Source organism: Sphaerotilus montanus, from assembly GCF_013410775.1.
Classification (GTDB): Bacteria; Pseudomonadota; Gammaproteobacteria; order Burkholderiales; family Burkholderiaceae_C; genus Sphaerotilus; species Sphaerotilus montanus.
Window position 1 is genome coordinate 3,243,334 of record NZ_JACCFH010000001.1, and the last position, 15,536, is coordinate 3,258,869.

At 69.7% G+C, this 15,536-nt stretch carries 15 protein-coding genes; 10 read left to right on the forward strand and 5 right to left on the reverse strand.

Annotation, left to right across the window (positions count from 1 at the left end; all coding sequences use genetic code 11):
* Positions 1-16: 16 nt before the first annotated feature.
* The 6 genes from BDD16_RS14830 to BDD16_RS14855 all read left to right on the forward strand — a co-directional run bounded on the left by BDD16_RS14830 (position 17) and on the right by BDD16_RS14855 (position 5,686).
* Positions 17-583, forward strand: coding sequence for a flavodoxin family protein (locus BDD16_RS14830; RefSeq protein ID WP_179634656.1), 567 nt, complete (start codon positions 17-19; stop codon positions 581-583).
* Complete coding sequence (locus tag BDD16_RS14835; RefSeq protein WP_179634657.1) at positions 580-1,173, forward strand: phosphoesterase; 594 nt, start codon at positions 580-582, stop codon at positions 1,171-1,173. The genes BDD16_RS14830 and BDD16_RS14835 overlap by 4 nt, the downstream gene beginning before the upstream one ends.
* A gap of 51 nt (positions 1,174-1,224) precedes the next feature.
* Positions 1,225-1,911, forward strand: coding sequence for an SDR family oxidoreductase (locus tag BDD16_RS14840; protein WP_179634658.1), 687 nt, complete (start codon positions 1,225-1,227; stop codon positions 1,909-1,911).
* 229 nt (positions 1,912-2,140) lie between these two features.
* Entirely contained in the window at positions 2,141-2,890 is a 750-nt protein-coding gene (locus BDD16_RS14845; RefSeq protein ID WP_179634659.1) for a hypothetical protein, read from the forward strand.
* Positions 2,891-3,003: 113 nt separating this feature from the next.
* A complete protein-coding gene (locus tag BDD16_RS14850; RefSeq protein WP_179634660.1) occupies positions 3,004-4,614 on the forward strand; it encodes a hypothetical protein in 1,611 nt (536 codons plus the stop codon).
* 7 nt (positions 4,615-4,621) lie between these two features.
* Positions 4,622-5,686: a hypothetical protein gene (locus BDD16_RS14855; RefSeq protein WP_180552346.1), complete on the forward strand. Its 1,065-nt coding sequence runs from the start codon at positions 4,622-4,624 to the stop codon at positions 5,684-5,686.
* Between the two features lie 27 nt (positions 5,687-5,713).
* Here the strand turns inward: BDD16_RS14855 and BDD16_RS14860 are convergent, their stop codons facing one another.
* From BDD16_RS14860 to queA, 3 genes are all read right to left on the reverse strand, one after another.
* Positions 5,714-8,086 carry an ATP-binding response regulator gene (locus tag BDD16_RS14860; protein ID WP_179634662.1) on the reverse strand — a complete coding sequence of 791 codons (2,373 nt, stop codon included), beginning with the start codon at positions 8,084-8,086 and terminating at the stop codon, positions 5,714-5,716.
* Positions 8,087-8,134: 48 nt separating this feature from the next.
* Positions 8,135-8,524 (reverse strand): c-type cytochrome, encoded by a 390-nt coding sequence (locus BDD16_RS14865; RefSeq protein WP_179634663.1) that lies wholly within the window; start codon positions 8,522-8,524, stop codon positions 8,135-8,137.
* Positions 8,525-8,628: 104 nt separating this feature from the next.
* The gene (queA, locus tag BDD16_RS14870) at positions 8,629-9,735 is read right to left on the reverse strand and encodes a tRNA preQ1(34) S-adenosylmethionine ribosyltransferase-isomerase QueA (protein WP_179634664.1); all 1,107 of its coding nucleotides are present in this window, start codon (positions 9,733-9,735) and stop codon (positions 8,629-8,631) included.
* A 79-nt stretch (positions 9,736-9,814) separates the two neighbouring features.
* Here queA and BDD16_RS14875 point away from each other — a divergent pair, with 79 nt between their 5' ends.
* From BDD16_RS14875 to recG, 3 genes are read left to right on the forward strand one after another with little or no spacing between them, the layout of a single operon-like run.
* Positions 9,815-10,039 (forward strand): AbrB/MazE/SpoVT family DNA-binding domain-containing protein, encoded by a 225-nt coding sequence (locus BDD16_RS14875; protein WP_179634665.1) that lies wholly within the window; start codon positions 9,815-9,817, stop codon positions 10,037-10,039.
* Positions 10,036-10,443 carry a type II toxin-antitoxin system death-on-curing family toxin gene (locus tag BDD16_RS14880; protein WP_375139076.1) on the forward strand — a complete coding sequence of 136 codons (408 nt, stop codon included), beginning with the start codon at positions 10,036-10,038 and terminating at the stop codon, positions 10,441-10,443. The genes BDD16_RS14875 and BDD16_RS14880 overlap by 4 nt, the downstream gene beginning before the upstream one ends.
* Positions 10,433-12,496, forward strand: coding sequence for an ATP-dependent DNA helicase RecG (gene recG, locus BDD16_RS14885; RefSeq protein WP_179634666.1), 2,064 nt, complete (start codon positions 10,433-10,435; stop codon positions 12,494-12,496). Before BDD16_RS14880 ends, recG begins: the two co-directional genes overlap by 11 nt.
* Here recG and BDD16_RS14890 read toward each other — a convergent pair.
* Together BDD16_RS14890 and yghU are read right to left on the reverse strand one after the other, a co-directional pair.
* Positions 12,453-13,154 carry a TetR/AcrR family transcriptional regulator gene (locus BDD16_RS14890; protein WP_179634667.1) on the reverse strand — a complete coding sequence of 234 codons (702 nt, stop codon included), beginning with the start codon at positions 13,152-13,154 and terminating at the stop codon, positions 12,453-12,455. The genes recG and BDD16_RS14890 overlap by 44 nt on opposite strands.
* Before the next feature lie 59 nt (positions 13,155-13,213).
* Positions 13,214-14,086, reverse strand: coding sequence for a glutathione-dependent disulfide-bond oxidoreductase (yghU, locus tag BDD16_RS14895; protein ID WP_179634668.1), 873 nt, complete (start codon positions 14,084-14,086; stop codon positions 13,214-13,216).
* 184 nt (positions 14,087-14,270) lie between these two features.
* Between yghU and BDD16_RS14900 the strand changes: the two genes are divergently transcribed.
* Positions 14,271-15,533 (forward strand): GGDEF domain-containing protein, encoded by a 1,263-nt coding sequence (locus BDD16_RS14900; RefSeq protein WP_179634669.1) that lies wholly within the window; start codon positions 14,271-14,273, stop codon positions 15,531-15,533.
* Positions 15,534-15,536: the final 3 nt, after the last annotated feature.

Here is a 15,536-nt window from a genome sequence, read left to right on the forward strand (position 1 = left end):
CTCACCCCTCGACGCCATGGACCACGCTGCCCATTACCTCTTCCTCATCGCCTCCGCCCGCGAACCCGGCCACGTCGGCAACACCGAATGGCTCGCCCGCCGCGCCGCCGCCCAGCTAGCGCCCGACGCGCAGCAGACGTGGCTGCACCTGTCCGACATCCCGCTGCCGGCCTTCGTCGACCAGCGCCACACGACCGGCACCTATCCCTGGCCCGACGATCGCGTGCGCCCGCTGCTTGACGCCACGATGGCCTGCACCGATCTGGTCCTTGTGTCGCCGGTGTACTGGTACAGCTTCCCCAGCGCGCTCAAGACCTACCTCGACCACTGGAGCGCCTGGATGCGCATCGAGGGCCTGCCGTTCAAGGAGGCGATGGCCCGCAAGCGCCTGCACCTGATCACCACCAGCGGCAACCGCGCGAAGGCGCAGCCGATGATCGACTCGACCAAGCTGTGCGCGGAGTTCCTGTCGATGACCTTCGCGGGTGCGCTGTGGGGCAAGGGCGGGCCGCCGGGGGCGGTGCAGTCCGACGACGTGGCGATCGCGGCGGCGGACCGCTTCTTTCTTCCGCCCGCCGCTTGAGTTCGGGCTCGGGTTCGGGTTCGGACGTGCGGGTGGCCCGGGCGCTGTCCATCCTCGGCCACCCCGCGCTGCTGATGCCCGGCGCGGTGGTCTGGGCGTCGATCGCCCGGAACGCGCCACCGTCCGTGCTGTTCACCGCGGCGAGCGCGTCGGTGTTCGTGGCGCTCTGTGTGGGTGTCTACAGCGCGGTGCAGGTCCGCGCCGGGCGCTGGGCCCATGTGGATGCGTCCGTTCCCCGCGAGCGCGGCCAGCTCAACCTGTTCCTGGCGTTGCTGCTCTTCGGCACCGCGGGCGCGCTGTGGTGGAGCGGCCAGCCCCGGCCCGTGTTCCTGGGGCTGGTGCTGGGTGGCGGACTCGTGGTGGCCGGACACCTGCTGCGCCGGTGGCTCAAGGTGTCGCTGCACGCCGGCTTCGCCGTGTTCGCCGCGGGCTTGTCGTGGCCGGGTCCGGTGGCCTTCGGGTTGCTGGCGCTGGCGGTGGGGGTGTGCTGGTCCCGGCTGGTGCTGCGTCGGCACACGCTGGCGGAAGTCGTGGTCGGGTTTGTGGCGGGGGGCGTTGCGGGCTTCGGGTTCCATCTCTGCGCAGCCTGAAGCCCCGCCGCTAAGGTGGTCGCTCATGCAGCATTTCAGGAGCCTCCCGCCATGTCAGCAGACCAACGCCTCGCAGGCCAGCGCGTCCTGATCACCCAGGCCGATGTCTTCATGGGTCCCGTCCTGTGCGACGTCTTCGCCCGGCACGGCGCCACCGTGATCGCCAGCACCGACCCGCTGGTCCACCCAGACGCGCCCGCTGCCGCCGTGGCCGCGGCCGGGCCGATCGACATCCTGCTGGCCAACCTCGGAGTGCCGGCGCCGACGACGCCCGCCGCGGACGTGACCGACGCGGAGTGGCGCGACACCTTCGCCGCGCTCGTGGACCCGCTGCCGCGGCTGTTCCGCGCGGTGCTGCCCGCGATGACCGCGCGGCGCAGCGGCCGGATCCTCGTCATGGGCAGCGCCTCGGCCTTGCGCGGCATGAAGCGCGCCTCGACCTACAGCGCCGCCCGGGGCGCACAGCTCGCCTATGTGCAGGCGGTGGGCGTGGAGCTGGCGCCCCACAACGTCCAGGTCAACGCCATCGCGCAGAACTTCGTCGACAACCCGACCTACTTCCCGGCGGAGGTGCAGGCCAATCCGCGCTTCCAGGAGCGCCTGAAACGCGAGGTGCCGCTGGGGCGGCTGGTCGGCGCGGAAGAGGATGCCGAGTTCGCTGTCTACCTGTGCAGCGCCCCCGCGGCGTGTTTTGTCGGGCAGGTGTTCCCGGTGTGCGGCGGTTGGGTGACACGCTAGCGAAAACGCCGCGCCTGCGGCCCCCAGTCCCGGGGCACCACCCACGCTCTGCGCCCCCGATCCGGAAATCACCGGCGCAATCGGCAAAGCCGCGTCCTGCCACCTACCGAATGAACGATTGTTGTCCCTGAGCAGGCTCTGCATCCTGCGTTCTGATTCGTGAACTATGACCGTGATTGGGTGCACGGTTGCCCCGGCGGGCGGTTCGCGAGCAGAACCAGGAGCAGTGATGAAGACGATCGGGTGGGTAGCGGCGGCAGGTGGCCTGATGGTGCTGGTGGCGTGTGGTGGCGGGTCCTCGGATACAGCGGAAGCGGACAGCAGCGTGGCAGAGCGTGCCGCGCCGGTGCGGATCAGCGGCGTGGTGGCGCGCGGCGCGGCGCTGGTGGAGGCCAGGGTGAGCGCCCGCTGCGCCTCCGGGCCGGTCGGGTCGGCGATCAGCGGCTCCAGCGGCGCCTACACGCTGGAGGTGGATGCCAGTGCCTTGCCCTGCGTGCTGGAAGCGGTGTCGGCGGACGGCGTCTGGACGCTGCACTCGGTGGCCCTCGGCCGCGCCGGCACATCGGCCGTGACCGCGCACATCACCACGCTGACCGAGCTGCTGGTGGCGCAGCTGGCCGGCACGCCGCCGTCCAGCTTCATGGCCAGGGCGAGCGCCCGCATGCTGGGTGCCACGATCACGCCGACCAACATCGCCAGCGCCCAGGGGACGGTCGGCAGCACGCTGAAGCTGATGGGCGTGGATCCGGCGCCGATCACCGATGTGCTGGCGCAGCCGCTGGTGGCGGCCTCTGCCGTGCAGCGTGGCAATGCCCACGACAAGGTGCTGGACGCGCTGGCCGAGTCCATGCGGGGTGCGGGGGCCACGCTGGCGGATCTGGTCGGGCTGGTCACCAGCCGTTCACGGACGCTGGAACATGGCCCGGTTCTGGCGGAGGCGGAGGCGGCGGTGCAGTCGGCCAGTCTGGACGGACAGTAGGCGCCCGCCATGTTGAAGTCCGGAACTGTGGGCGAAGTCTGCTGCTTCTGCGCCGAAAGGGTCGGCCGCGTGGCGGTGATAGTGGAGACCATCCCTTCACCCTGGATCTCGCCATGCCGCAACTTCGTCTGCTTTCCGCTTCCATCCTTCTTGCGCTGGGCCTGTCAGCGTGCGGCGGTGGCGGGGACTCCCCGACAGCAACGCCGGAAACCACCACGCCCCCCGTTTCCGCCAGCGCACAGGAAGGCGTGCTGGTCGACGACCTGATCGTCGGAGCCACCATCTTCTGTGACGCCAATGACAACGGTGCCCTCGACGATGGCGAGTCCAGCGCGACCACCGACGCCGGTGGCAAGTACGTCTTCGACAAGCTCTGTTTCGCGCCCATCGTGTCCACCGCCGGAACGGGCTATGACAAGTCCACGCTGAAGGCGCCGAAGGGCCAGTACAAGGCGCTGGCCGGCAGCGCCGTGGTGTCGCCGTTCACGACCATGCGCGCCGTCAGCGGCCTGACCGACGACGAATTCAAGGCCGTGCTGACCAAGCTGGGCCTGGAGGGCGTGGACGTCGCGAACTTCGATCCGACCAATCCCAAGAATACTGCCTACGCCACGACAGCTGCCGCTCTTGCCAAGATCCTCAACGACATCTCGGAAATCGTTTCGGCCGCTGGCGGCGACCCGGCGCTCGCCTTCAAGGCTGCCGCCAGCGCCATGGTCACACATGCGAAGGCCAGCAGCGGCACCGTCTTCGGCGATGCCGCTGCGCTGAGCGACCTCGTCGGCGCTGCCGCCGGAGCGGGTCTGACGGCGGGCAACAAGAAGAGCAACGGGGATCCGGTCTGGAGCGACAAGGCGCTGGCCAATGCCAAGTCGCTGGCCACGACCGGCATCGCCACCCTGGCTGGCATCATCAAGAGTCGGGCCTCGCTGGCCGACGCCCTTGATGACCTGAGCAGCGGTGCCGCCGTGAACATCGTGGGCGACACGGACGACCTGGAAGACGACGCGCAGGTCGCCGAAAGCCGTGGCAGGGCCACCGACACGGTCGCGCTGGGCAAGCCGCAGTATGTCTCCGTCAGCGGGGATGTCGTCACGGTGGCGCCGATGGCGGGCGCTGCCATGGACTACACGCTGTCGCAGTTCGCCACTGGCATGAGCCTGACCGGCCAGACCCTGTCGACGCTGAGCCATGTGACCCTGCCGCTCAAGGCCTCGGCGCTGGCACTGCCCCGTGGCGGTGCTGTCGTGTCGCTGGCGCTGGAAATCGAGAACCAGACCACTGGCGGCCTGATGCAGGGCGCCATCGACAAGGTCGTGCTCAAGCGCAACACGGACGGCACCGTCAGCGCGACCATCCGCAGCGATTCGAAGGTGCACCTGTACCTGCAGACCGCATCCGGCATCCAGATCGGCACCGGCACGACACCGCTGGAAGGTGTCGGCACGCCGCTGCTGACCAATGGCGCCAGCGGTCTGGGCATCGACCTGCAGAAGCTCGCCGATGGCATGTACAAGCAGTTCCCGGACAACACCTCGCTGATCAAGAAGGTGCTGACCGAGCAGGGCACCTTCGCGATGAAGGTCATCGTGAACGAGATGGACTTCCGCCACGCCGACGGCTCACGCCTCGGTGTGGGCAAGGTGGCGGTCAAGGTGCCGGGCAGTGATGCCGTGGCCAAGAAGGTGAGCGGCATCGCCGTGTCCGGTCTCGTCACGTTCTGAGCCGGTGATGCCGCGCCGCACCCGCCTGGCCATGGCCATGGCTGTCTTGCTGGGAGGTGCGGCCGGTCTGGCGGGCGCCGCGCCTCTGGATGCGTTGCTGGACGTCAGCGACGCACCAGGGGCGCGTGCCCGCTGGAGTGTCCAGGCCATGGGCGATGGAACCCAGCCTGTCTTCGACGCCGCAGGGGTCGACCGGCAGGCTGGTCACACCGAGTCGGTCCGGCTGGGGCTGGTGTCCGGCCCCTGGTCGTTCACGCTGGGCGGCCACCAGCGGGCCATCCACAACAAGTCCGATGACCACCAGGTGCAGAGCTGGCACGCCGCTGCGCAGTTCGAGCCCGGGCTCGTGTCCGGTGCCCCGGCCACTGGCAGCCCCATGCGCTGGGCGCTGCGCCTGAGTGCCTGGGGCAACCGGGCCGACCAGCTGGTGCAGAGCAGCAACTCGGTGCTGAAAGTCAGCGGCCTGAAGGCGCGCCTGGTCGAGATGGAACTGGTCCGGCCCCGGGACCTGCAGTTGCAGTTCGATCTGGTCGGCCGCTACACCGCGCCGGTCAGCGACTGGGCCTTCAGCGGATTCGCCGGGGTCGGCACCAGCGAGGTCACGCGGTCGGTCGTCAGCGGCAAGGCCACGATCTCGGGTTGCACCTACCGGCTCCAGTTCGGAGAAGCCCGTCTCAATGCGCTGCCGCTGGCGGACTGCCCCAAGGCACTCATCGTCAGCGTGCCCAACCAGCTGCTGCAGTTCGATGTGCTGCAGGAAACCCGCTACCGCTCGCTCTACGGGCATGCCGGTGGCGCCGTGCACTGGCGCCGCGCTGGCTGGCACCTGGCGCTGGGCGGCGAACTGCAGCAGTGGCAGCGCAGCACGGCAGACGAACTCCAGACGCGCAACGCGATCCTCGTCGCCGAGGTGCAGCGCGCGCTCACGCCGTCGGTATCGGTGCTGCTGCGCGGGCAGTACCAGCACCGGCAGTTGCTGGGCGAGGTGCCGATGCTGTTCAATGCCCGCTCGACCAGCACGGCCAGCCGCCGTGTCGGCACGGTGTCGGTGGGCTTGCTGGCGCAGTTCTGAACAGCCGGGCCCGCCCGCGCCCGGGCGTCAGTGCAGCGCCTGCATGATCGCGGCCAGCAGCGCGTCGGCCCGGAAGGGCTTGTGCAGCACCTGCAGCCCGCTCGCGGCCAGCAAGGCCAGATCGTCCGGGGCCGTGTCGCCCGTGACCACCAGCACCGGCACCGGGCCGCCATAGTGCCGCACGGTCCTGATCACGTCCACGCCAGTGGCCCCGCGCAACCGGTGGTCGGTGATCAGCAGATCGATGCCGACATGGCCGCGTGGCAGGTGCGCCAGATGATGCCGCAGCGGTGTCAGACCGTCGTGGGTCCGGACGGTGGCGCCCCAGGCTTCCAGCCGTGCCCGCATCGCGGCCTGGACGGCCGGTTCGTCCTCGACGACGGTCAGGCGCAGGCCGCGCAGTGGAGAGGGATCGCTTTCCGGGCCGAGGGGCACTTTCGGTGGTGTGGGCGTGCGCGGCACCACGACCGAAAAGCAGCTGCCACGGTCCAGCCGCGAGCGCAGGTGCAGGCGGTGACCCAGCAGCGCAGCGCTGCGCTGCACGATCGACAGGCCGAGGCCGAGTCCGCGGCTGCCATCCCCGCTGCCGTCGGAGTGCCGGGCGACCGGGCGGGCGCCGCGCTGGCCGGCGATCTGCACGAATTCCTCGAAGATGGTCTGCTGCAGCGCCTCCGGAATCCCGAGCCCGGTGTCCCAGACCTCGATGTGCAGCGTCTCGCTCCGGCGCCGCGCGGCCACCAGCACGCCGCCGGTTTCGGTGTAGCGCACCGCGTTGCTGACCAGGTTGCGCAGGATCTGCTCCAGCATCACCGGATCGGAGACCACGGCACCGCGGGTCGGCCGAAAGCGCAGCGTGATGCCCTTGCGGCGGGCCGTCTCGCCCTCGTGCGTGGCGATCGCGTCGAACAGTGCCTGCAGCGCCACCGTCTGCGGGCGCGGACGCACCGTGCCCGCCTCCAGCCGTGACAGGTCGAGCAGGCCCTTGAGCAGGTCCTCCATCGACGACACGGCCTCGTTGACCCGGTCGGTCATCGGCCGCAGCGCGATCGGTACCTGCTCGCGCAGCAGGTCGATCAGCAGCCCGATCGTCACCACCGGCTGGCGCAGGTCGTGGCTGGCGGCGGTGAGGAAGCGCGTCTTGGCCTGGTTGGCCTGCTGCAGCGCCTGGGTGCGCTCGACGACGCGGCGCTCCAGGTCGGCGTTGAGCTGCTCCACCTGGTGCAGCGCCCCGACGAGCCGCTTGATCAGCACGCCGCCGACGATGGACAGCGACACCGGCAGCGCATACGGCAGCCAGAAGGTGTCCATCACCGAGGTCAGGCCGCGCCAGTACACGTAGTCGTGCAGCGCGGCCAGCATCGACACCGCCACGGCCGCCACCAGTGCACAGCGCAGGGGCAGGGGCAGCGGCAGTCGCCGGGTTTCCTGCCACAGCGGCACCATGGCCAGCACCATGCCGGTGAACATCATCGGGTAGCTGCCTGCACGCACGGCTTCGAGCGAGTCGGTGAACCACCCGTAGGCCGCCATCGCCAGCAGCACGGCGGTGCTGATCTGCAGGATGCCCAGGGCCACGGGATGCGGGCGGCCGGAGAGCACCATGGCCGTCCGGCACAGCGTTGCCGACGCGAGCAGCTGCAGCGCGAAGAAGGCGGCGACGAGCAGCGGCGATGCGGCAGTCGCGATGTTGTAGTGGGCGATGTTGCTCGCCGCGATCAGCACCCACAGGGCGCCGAAGCTGCCGAGCAGGCGTTCGCTGCGCCGTCGCCACCAGATGAGCAGCATGACCACCGCCAGCGCCGCCCCCGCGACGTTGAGCCAGGTCGGCAGCATCACCGACAGGCGCAGGCCCGTCAGATGGTGGTCGGCCATCGCGGCGGCCGGGCCGACCACGATGGTGGACAGACCGCCGCGGCTGCTGTGCGCCACCGACAGCTCCAGGTGGTTGACACCGACCCGCAGCAGGTGCGGTGGCAGGCTGATCCATTGCAGCGTCGGATAGCCACCCGCGGTGACCGGGTCCAGGCGGTCCAGCGCGGAACCGCTCACCAGCCAGCCGTTCAGGCGGATCTCGTGCACGTCGCTGAGCCGCAGCATGCACAGGGCCCACATCTCGGTGGGCGCTGTCCGCAGTGCGATGCGGGCCCGGTAGTGGCCGATGCCCGTGTTGTCCAGAGCGCGGGCGCTCCAGGTGTCGGGCAGGGGCACTGGCATCGGTGCCACGCGCAGATCCTGCGCGAACACGGCTTCCTTCACCTCGATCACCGCTGCTCCATGGCCGTCACCCGGCGTGTCTGCATCCTTTGCGCGGACAGTTCCGGGGGCCAGCGACCCCAGCAGACCGCACAGGGCCAGCAGGTGCAGGAGGGTGGCGAACAGGCGGGCGGCGGTGTGGTTCATCGGCGGACAGGATCATCGCAGACCCGCCCGCCCGCCAGACAGACCGGGTCAGCTCGACTGCAGGCCCAGGATCCACTTGACGAGGTTGCGCGCGTCGGCTTCCTTGATCGCCACGGCGTTCGGCGGCATCGCCAGCCCGGAGGCCTTGCCCTTCCAGTGGCTCTCGTAGGGGTTGGAGCCCTTGAGCACCGTCTGCGTCAGGGCGTCGAGGGCCTTCTTGTCGCCCTTGTACTTGGCCGACACGTCCTTCCAGGCCGGCCCGATCGGTGCCAGGCCGTCGGGTCCCTTGGCACCCGGATCGACGTGGTGGCAGGTCATGCAGCCGCTCTTGGTGGCCAGGGCGAGCATGGCGTCGTCCTTGGCCTGGTCGGCTTGTGCCGCGGTCGTGGCGAGCGCCAGCACCAGCAGGGCGAGCGAAGTCTGGAGGGTGTTGTTCATGGAAGCTCCTGAGGCGGCAGAGGCCGCGTTGCAATCGGATGCCTCCAAGTTAGAGCACGATGCCGGCACCAGCTTGCGCGAGATCAAATCGGGACGTGCTTTTGTCAGCCTGGAACAGCGCTGTTTCCGGCTGGATCTGTGTGGTTGGCCGACATTGCTGCACGCTGGAGCAACATCGCGTCGCCGTAGCTGAAGAAGCGCATCTGGCGCGCGATGGCGTCGGCATACAGCGTGCGGATGGTGTCGTGGCCGGCGAAGGCGCTGACCAGCATCATCAGCGTGCTGCGCGGCAGGTGGAAGTTGGTCACCAGCCGATCGACGACGCGGAACTGGAAGCCCGGCGTGATGAAGATGTCGGTCTCGCGCGCACCAGCCTGCAGCGTGCCGCCAAGGGCTGCGGATTCGAGCGAGCGCAGCGTGGTGGTGCCGACCGCGACGACCTGACCGCCACGGGCGCGGGTCGCGGCGATGGCGTCCACGGTGGTCTGCGGCACCTCGAACCACTCGCTGTGCATCCGGTGCTCGGCGATCGTGTCCACGCGCACCGGCTGGAAGGTGCCGGCACCGACGTGCAGCGTGACGCTGGCGCGCCCGATGCCGCGGGCGTCCAGCGCTGCGAGCACGCCTTCGTCGAAATGCAGCGCCGCGGTCGGGGCCGCCACGGCGCCGGGGTGGCGCGCGAACACGGTCTGGTAGCGCCGCTCGTCGTCGGCGTCGTCCGCGTGGGTGATGTAGGGCGGCAGCGGCACATGGCCGAACTGCTCCAGCAGCGCGAGCGCGTCGCCGGGCAGGCGCAGGTGGAACAGCCCGTTTTCCGGCCCGCAGCGCCCGAGCACTTCCGCGGCGAAGGTGGCCCCGGCGGCATCGCGGAAATGCACCGTCTGCCCCGCCTTGGGCGACTTGCTGGCGCGCAGGTGGGCCCAGACCTCGTGCCGCCCGTCCGCTGCGCCCGGCAGCACCCGCTCGACCAGCGCCTCGACGCCGCCGCCGGTGTCCTTGGCGCCATAGAGCCGGGCGCGGATCACCTTGGTGTCGTTGAAGACGAGCAGGTCGCCCGGCGACAGCAGCGCTGGCAGTTCGCGGAACACCCGCTCCACCGCGGGCAGCGTGCGGCCGTCCAGCAGGCGCGAGGCGCTGCGCTCGGCGGCGGGGTGCTGGGCGATCAACTCGGGCGGGAGATCGAAATCGAAGTCGGCGACGGTGTGGGTCACGGTGGGGCGGTGTGCGGTGGCTTGCGGTCGGAATCGGAGCGGCGCAGAATATAACAGCGGTTATAACTCGGAGCCTGCCATGCATGCATTGAAGCTTACCCAGATCGGGAACTCGGTTGGTGTGATCCTGCCGAAGGAGATGCTGGCGCGGCTCAAGCTCGAAAAGGGCGACATGGTCTATGTGACCGAGACGCCGGATGGCGTGGCCCTGACCGCCTTCGATCCGACCTTCGAAGACCAGCTCGAACTCGGGCGCGAGTTCATGCGCGAATACCGCGACACCTTCCGGGCACTGGCCAAGTGAGTCCGCCCGCCAACCGACCCTGGCGCTGGGTGGACAAGCGCATGCTGCTGCTGCTGCACGACGAGAGTCTGGCCCAGCACGGCGGACTGTCCGGGATGCGGGACGAGGGCTTGCTGGATTCCGCGCTCGCCCGGCCGGTGAACCAGGCCGCCTACGGCGATCCGGACCTGGCCGCACTGGCCGCTGCCTACGCCTTCGGACTGGTGCGCAACCATCCGTTCGCGGACGGCAACAAGCGCGCGGCGTTTCTCGGTGTCGGCCTCTGTCTGGGGCTGAACGGCTGGCGCCTGAGCGCATCGCCTGCCGAGGCCACCGTGGCGGTGGTGTCCCTGGCCGGCGACGAGATCGGCGAAGACGAATTCGCCGCCTGGCTGCGCAAGCACATGGTGCCCCGTGGCGGTTAAGGACGCTCCCGCCGTCGCCGCACCGGCTCCTGCCCAGAAATCCGCCCCCCAGCGGGCGATGGAAAAACTCGGCCTCGTCCGCGACATCGACCTCGCGCTGCACCTGCCGCTGCGCTACGAGGACGAGACGCGCCTGACACCGATGTCCGCGCTGCGCGACGGCGACACGGTGCAGGTCGAGGCGGTCGTGCGCGAGGCGTTGATCCAGGGTGGGCGGCGGCAGCTGGTCGTGTGGCTGGTCGAGGGGCGCCACGAGCTGCTCCTGCGCTTCGTGCACTTCTTTCCGTCGCACCAGAAGTCGCTGGTGCCCGGCGCGCTGGTGCGGGCGCGGGGCGAGGTGCGCGGCGGCTTCCTCGGGCGCGAGATGGTGCATCCGGCGTTCAAGGTCGTGCAGCCCGGCGCGCCGTTGTCCGACGCGCTCACGCCGGTCTACCCGACGAGCGCACAACTGCCGCAGGCCTATCTGCGCAAGGCGGTCGCGGCCGGGCTGAGGCGTGCGCCGCTGGACGAGGTGCTGCCCAGGGGTGTCGTGCCGCGTGGCTTGCCGGGTCTGCGCGAGGCGCTGAACTTTCTGCACCACCCGTCCTCGGCCGCCAGCCTGGCCGCGCTGGAAGAGCGCACGCACCCCGCCTGGCAGCGTATCAAGTTCGAGGAACTGCTCGCCCAGCAGCTCTCGCAGCTCACCGCGCAGCGCGAACGCGCCCGCTTGCGCGCCCCGTCGCTGAAGGCCAGGCCTGGCGGCCTGCACGAACAACTGCTCGCCGCGCTGCCGTTCACGCTCACGGCGGCGCAGCACCGCGTCTCCAACGAGATCGCCGCCGACCTGCGCCGCCCGCAGCCGATGCACCGCCTGCTGCAAGGCGATGTCGGCTCCGGCAAGACCGTGGTGGCCGCGCTCGCGGCGGCGGTGGCGATCGACGCGGGCTGGCAGTGCGCACTGATGGCCCCGACCGAGATCCTGGCCGAGCAGCATTTCCGCAAGCTGCTGCAGTGGCTGGAGCCGCTGGGCATCGGCGTCGCCTGGCTCACCGGCAGCCGCAAGGGCAAGGCGCGCACCGCGATGGTCGAGCGCATCGCGTCCGGCGAGGCCAAGCTGATCGTCGGCACGCACGCGGTGATCCAGGGCGATGTGCATTTTGCGAAGCTCGGGCTGGCGGTGATCGACGAGCAGCACCGCTTCGGCGTCGCGCAGCGGCTGGAGCTGCGCCACAAGCTGGCCGAGCAGAAGCTGGAGCCGCACCTGCTGATGATGAGCGCCACGCCCATCCCGCGCACGCTGGCGATGACCTACTTCGCCGACCTCGACGTCAGCACCATCGACGAGCTGCCCCCGGGCCGCACGCCCATCGTCACCCGCGTCTTCGCCGACAACCGCCGCGATGACGTGATCGCCCGCGTGCGCGACGAGGTGAACAAGGGGCGGCAGGTGTACTGGGTCGTGCCGCTGATCGAGGAGTCCGAGGCGCTCGACCTGCAGAACGCCACCGAGACGCACGCGCAGCTCTCGGCCATCTTCGACGGCGTGGCGGTCGGCCTGCTGCACGGGAGGATGTCGTCGGCGGACAAGGCGGCGGTGATGGCCGAGTTCACGGCGGGGCGGATGAGCGTGCTGGTGGCGACGACGGTGATCGAGGTCGGCGTGGACGTGCCGAACGCCAGCGTGATGGTGATCGAACACGCCGAGCGGTTTGGTCTGGCGCAGTTGCACCAGTTGCGCGGGCGGGTGGGGCGGGGCGCGGTGGCGAGTGTGTGCGTGCTGATCTACACCTCGCCCTTGTCGCAGACCGGCCGCGAGCGGCTGAAGGCGATGGCCGAGACGACGGACGGGTTCGAGATCGCACGGCGGGATCTGGAGATCCGCGGGCCGGGCGAGTTCATGGGGGCCAAGCAGTCGGGCGATGCGCTGCTGAAGTTCGCGGATCTGGCGCAGGACGAGGTCTTGCTGGAGCGCGCCAAGGCCGCGGCGCCGGGGCTGCTGGACGCGCATCCGGACGCGGCGCGGGCGCACATCAGCCGGTGGCTGGGAGGGAAGATGGAGTTTCTGAAGGCCTGATGGCGGGGCCACCCGGCCGCAGCTGCCGCCGCAATTCGGCGCTCAGGTAAGGCCACAGCAGCGCCATCACCTGCCGCGTGCCGTGGCGCACGGCGGCGTCGGCGTTGTCCGGCTCCAGTGCGCGGCGCGGATCGCGCACGTACTCGTAGCTCAGCCAGTAGGTCAGCAGCACGACGACGGACACCGACAGCGCGCTGGCCTCCTCGCTGGTGAGCGGCAGGCCGTCGATCACGCACAGCCGCACCACCCGTTCGCGCACTGCCGCCTGCTGCAGCGCCAGTGCCGCCTGGCAGCGGGTTTCGAGCTGGCGGTTGCGGGTCAGCAGATCGTTCAGGTCGCGGAAGAGGAAGCGGTAGTCCCAGGCCAGCCGCAGCAGGCCGGGCACGAGGTTCCAGGCCCCTTCGGCGTCATCGGCCGGGCCGGCAGCGACGAGGGCTTCGGTCAGGGCCTGTTCGTAGCGGCTGACCAGCGCGTTGACCAGCACTTCCTTGGCGGGGTAGTGGTAGTACAGATTGCCCGGGCTGATGTTCAGGTCGGCCGAGATCGCGTTGGTCGAGACATTGGGCTCGCCGTAGCGGTTGAACAGGGCCAGCGAGTGGTCGAGGATGCGCTCGGCGGTGCGGCGCGGCGTTTTCTTGGCCCGATCGGGAGTGGTCATGCGGCGATTCTGGCACCAGCGCGGTGCGCCGATGCCACGGGTTTCCCTGTGCCGGGATGTCAGGCGCCGCTGATCTGGTCCTGCGTCTTCGTCTCGAAGTCGCTGGCCTCGTGCCGCTCGTGCAGCTGGCTCGACGGCTCGCCGAAGGTGCGGTTGACCTTGCGGCCGCGCTGTACCGCCGGCCGTGCTGCCACCTGGTCGGCCCAGCGCTGGACGTGCGTGTAGTCCTGCACCTGCAGGAACTCGCCCGCGCCGTAGACCAGGCCCTTCACCAGCGCGCCGTACCACGGCCAGATCGCCATGTCCGCGACCGTGTAGTCCTCGCCCGCGATGTAGGGCACTTCGGCCAAGCGGCGGTCCAGCACGTCAAGCTGGCGCTTGACCTCCATCGCGTAGCGGTCGATGGCGTATTCGATCTTGATCGGCGCGTAGGCGTAGAAATGCCCGAAGCCGCCGCCGAGGAAGGGCGCGCTGCCCATCTGCCAGAACAGCCACGACAGGCACTCGGCGCGCCTGGCCGGCTCGGTTGGCAGGAAGGCACCGAATTTTTCCGCGAGGTACACCAGGATCGCGCCGGACTCGAACACGCGGATCGGTGTGGGGCCGCTGCGGTCCACCAGCGCGGGGATCTTGGAATTCGGGTTGACGTCGACGAAACCGCTGCCGAACTGGTCGCCGTCGCCGATCTTGATGAGCCAGGCGTCGTACTCGGCGCCCGTGTGGCCGAGGGCGAGCAGCTCTTCCAGCATCACCGTGACCTTCACCCCGTTGGGCGTCGCCAGCGAGTAGAGCTGCAGCGGGTGGCGGCCGACCGGCAGCGCCTTCTCGTGGGTCGGGCCGGCGATGGGGCGGTTGATGTTGGCGAACTGGCCGCCGTTGGCCTGGTGCCAGGTCCAGATCTTGGGGGGCGTGTAGGGGGTCGGTTCGGCCATGGGGACTCCAGAGGGTGGTGTGGCTGCAGGTGGCGCGGGCGGCCAGAGGTGCGGATGACTCTACGGGAAATGCCAGAAGGCTGCTGGGCAGCATCGGTTCAAGCCACGGGCGGGCGGGCCGATATCCGAGGTCAGTTGCAAGTCCTGTGTGTTGTACCGGCAGGTGCCGCTTCTCCTTCTCCCGATGAGCCTCTTCGATCCCACGACCCTGTCCGAATTGCGTGCCGTGCTCGCGGCGTTGCGCCAGGGGTCACCGGTCGTGCTGGATGTGCCCGAGGACGTGCGCTGCCAGTTGCTGCAGCGGTATGTCGATGTCTCCCAGCGCAACGCAGGACTGTCGCTCCTGTCGTTCGGACTGGTGCTGTTTGTCGCGGCAGACGCGGCGCCGTGGTGGCCGCGGGTCCTGGCCTTTGCCGTGATGTTCGCCATTGCCATTGCCCGCCATGCCCTGGTCCGGCGCTGGCGGTCGAGTGCGCAAGCCCAGGCGCCACGATTCGACCGGCGCCACGATCTGCTGGTCATCCTGGCCATGGGGCTCTGGAACTCGGCACCGTTTGCGCTGGAAGGCCGGATTCCGGCGTCCAATCTGGCCGTGGTGGTCTACGCCGCGCAGTTGTCCCTGACCGTCCTGGCCGTCAGCCATGTGGCGGCCCAGCCGGCCAGCCTGCTGGCGAGTCTCTTCAGCATGGTGGCGCTGGTGACCTTCCATCTGCACCAGGGCACGCTCATGTCGGCCATGATGGCGCTGTCCACGGTCACGCTGACCTTTGCCCTCCAGTCGCGCATGAGCGACAACCACCGCACCCTGCTGAAGGCCCTGGCCGCAGACCGGCAGAACGCCTTGCTCGTCAAGGAACTGGAAAGACTCCGGCAACAGCTGGAGACGGAGAACCGGTTGCTGGGCCTGTCGCTGCGAGATGCCAGCCAGGCGGCCAGCCGGGATGCGCTGACAGGGCTGTTCAATCGCCGGCACCTGCTGGCGCAGGCGCCTGCCATGGCCGAACTCGTGGCGACTCGGCACGCGCAGGTCGTGGTCTGCATGATCGACATCGACCATTTCAAGTCCGTCAACGACGGCTACGGGCACGCGGTTGGCGATGCCGTCCTGCGCCAGCTGGCCAGGGGCATGACCGAACGCCTCCGGGACGGGGACTGCGTGGCACGGCTTGGCGGCGAAGAGTTCGTTGCCCTGCTGCGCGGGTGTGACCTGCACGCCGGTCGACGCCTGGCCGATCTGCTGCGGGAAAGTGTGGCCGCGACGCGCATGGAGACGGAGGCGGGGGACCTGCCCATCACGGTCTCGATTGGTGTGGCGCAATGGGCGCCTGGGGAAGCGCTGGCTGACGTGCTGGGCCGTGCGGATCTGGCGCTCTACCAGGCCAAGCACAAGGGCCGGAACCGGGTGGAGGCTGCCGAACCCGCACTTGCCACGCCCGGTCGGGGCTGAGCC

What these genes read in the sequence shown, in the direction of transcription:
- BDD16_RS14855 (WP_180552346.1), top strand. Translation starts at nt 4,622, where the DNA reads ATGCCGCGCCGCACCCGCCTGGCCATGGCCATGGCTGTCTTGCTGGGA.
- BDD16_RS14840 (WP_179634658.1), top strand. Translation starts at nt 1,225, where the DNA reads ATGTCAGCAGACCAACGCCTCGCAGGCCAGCGCGTCCTGATCACCCAG.
- BDD16_RS14860 (WP_179634662.1), bottom strand. Translation starts at nt 8,086, where the DNA reads ATGAACCACACCGCCGCCCGCCTGTTCGCCACCCTCCTGCACCTGCTG.
- BDD16_RS14865 (WP_179634663.1), bottom strand. Translation starts at nt 8,524, where the DNA reads ATGAACAACACCCTCCAGACTTCGCTCGCCCTGCTGGTGCTGGCGCTC.
- BDD16_RS14845 (WP_179634659.1), top strand. Translation starts at nt 2,141, where the DNA reads ATGAAGACGATCGGGTGGGTAGCGGCGGCAGGTGGCCTGATGGTGCTG.
- BDD16_RS14890 (WP_179634667.1), bottom strand. Translation starts at nt 13,154, where the DNA reads ATGACCACTCCCGATCGGGCCAAGAAAACGCCGCGCCGCACCGCCGAG.
- BDD16_RS14875 (WP_179634665.1), top strand. Translation starts at nt 9,815, where the DNA reads ATGCATGCATTGAAGCTTACCCAGATCGGGAACTCGGTTGGTGTGATC.
- BDD16_RS14900 (WP_179634669.1), top strand. Translation starts at nt 14,271, where the DNA reads ATGAGCCTCTTCGATCCCACGACCCTGTCCGAATTGCGTGCCGTGCTC.
- yghU (WP_179634668.1), bottom strand. Translation starts at nt 14,086, where the DNA reads ATGGCCGAACCGACCCCCTACACGCCCCCCAAGATCTGGACCTGGCAC.
- BDD16_RS14850 (WP_179634660.1), top strand. Translation starts at nt 3,004, where the DNA reads ATGCCGCAACTTCGTCTGCTTTCCGCTTCCATCCTTCTTGCGCTGGGC.
- BDD16_RS14830 (WP_179634656.1), top strand. Translation starts at nt 17, where the DNA reads ATGGACCACGCTGCCCATTACCTCTTCCTCATCGCCTCCGCCCGCGAA.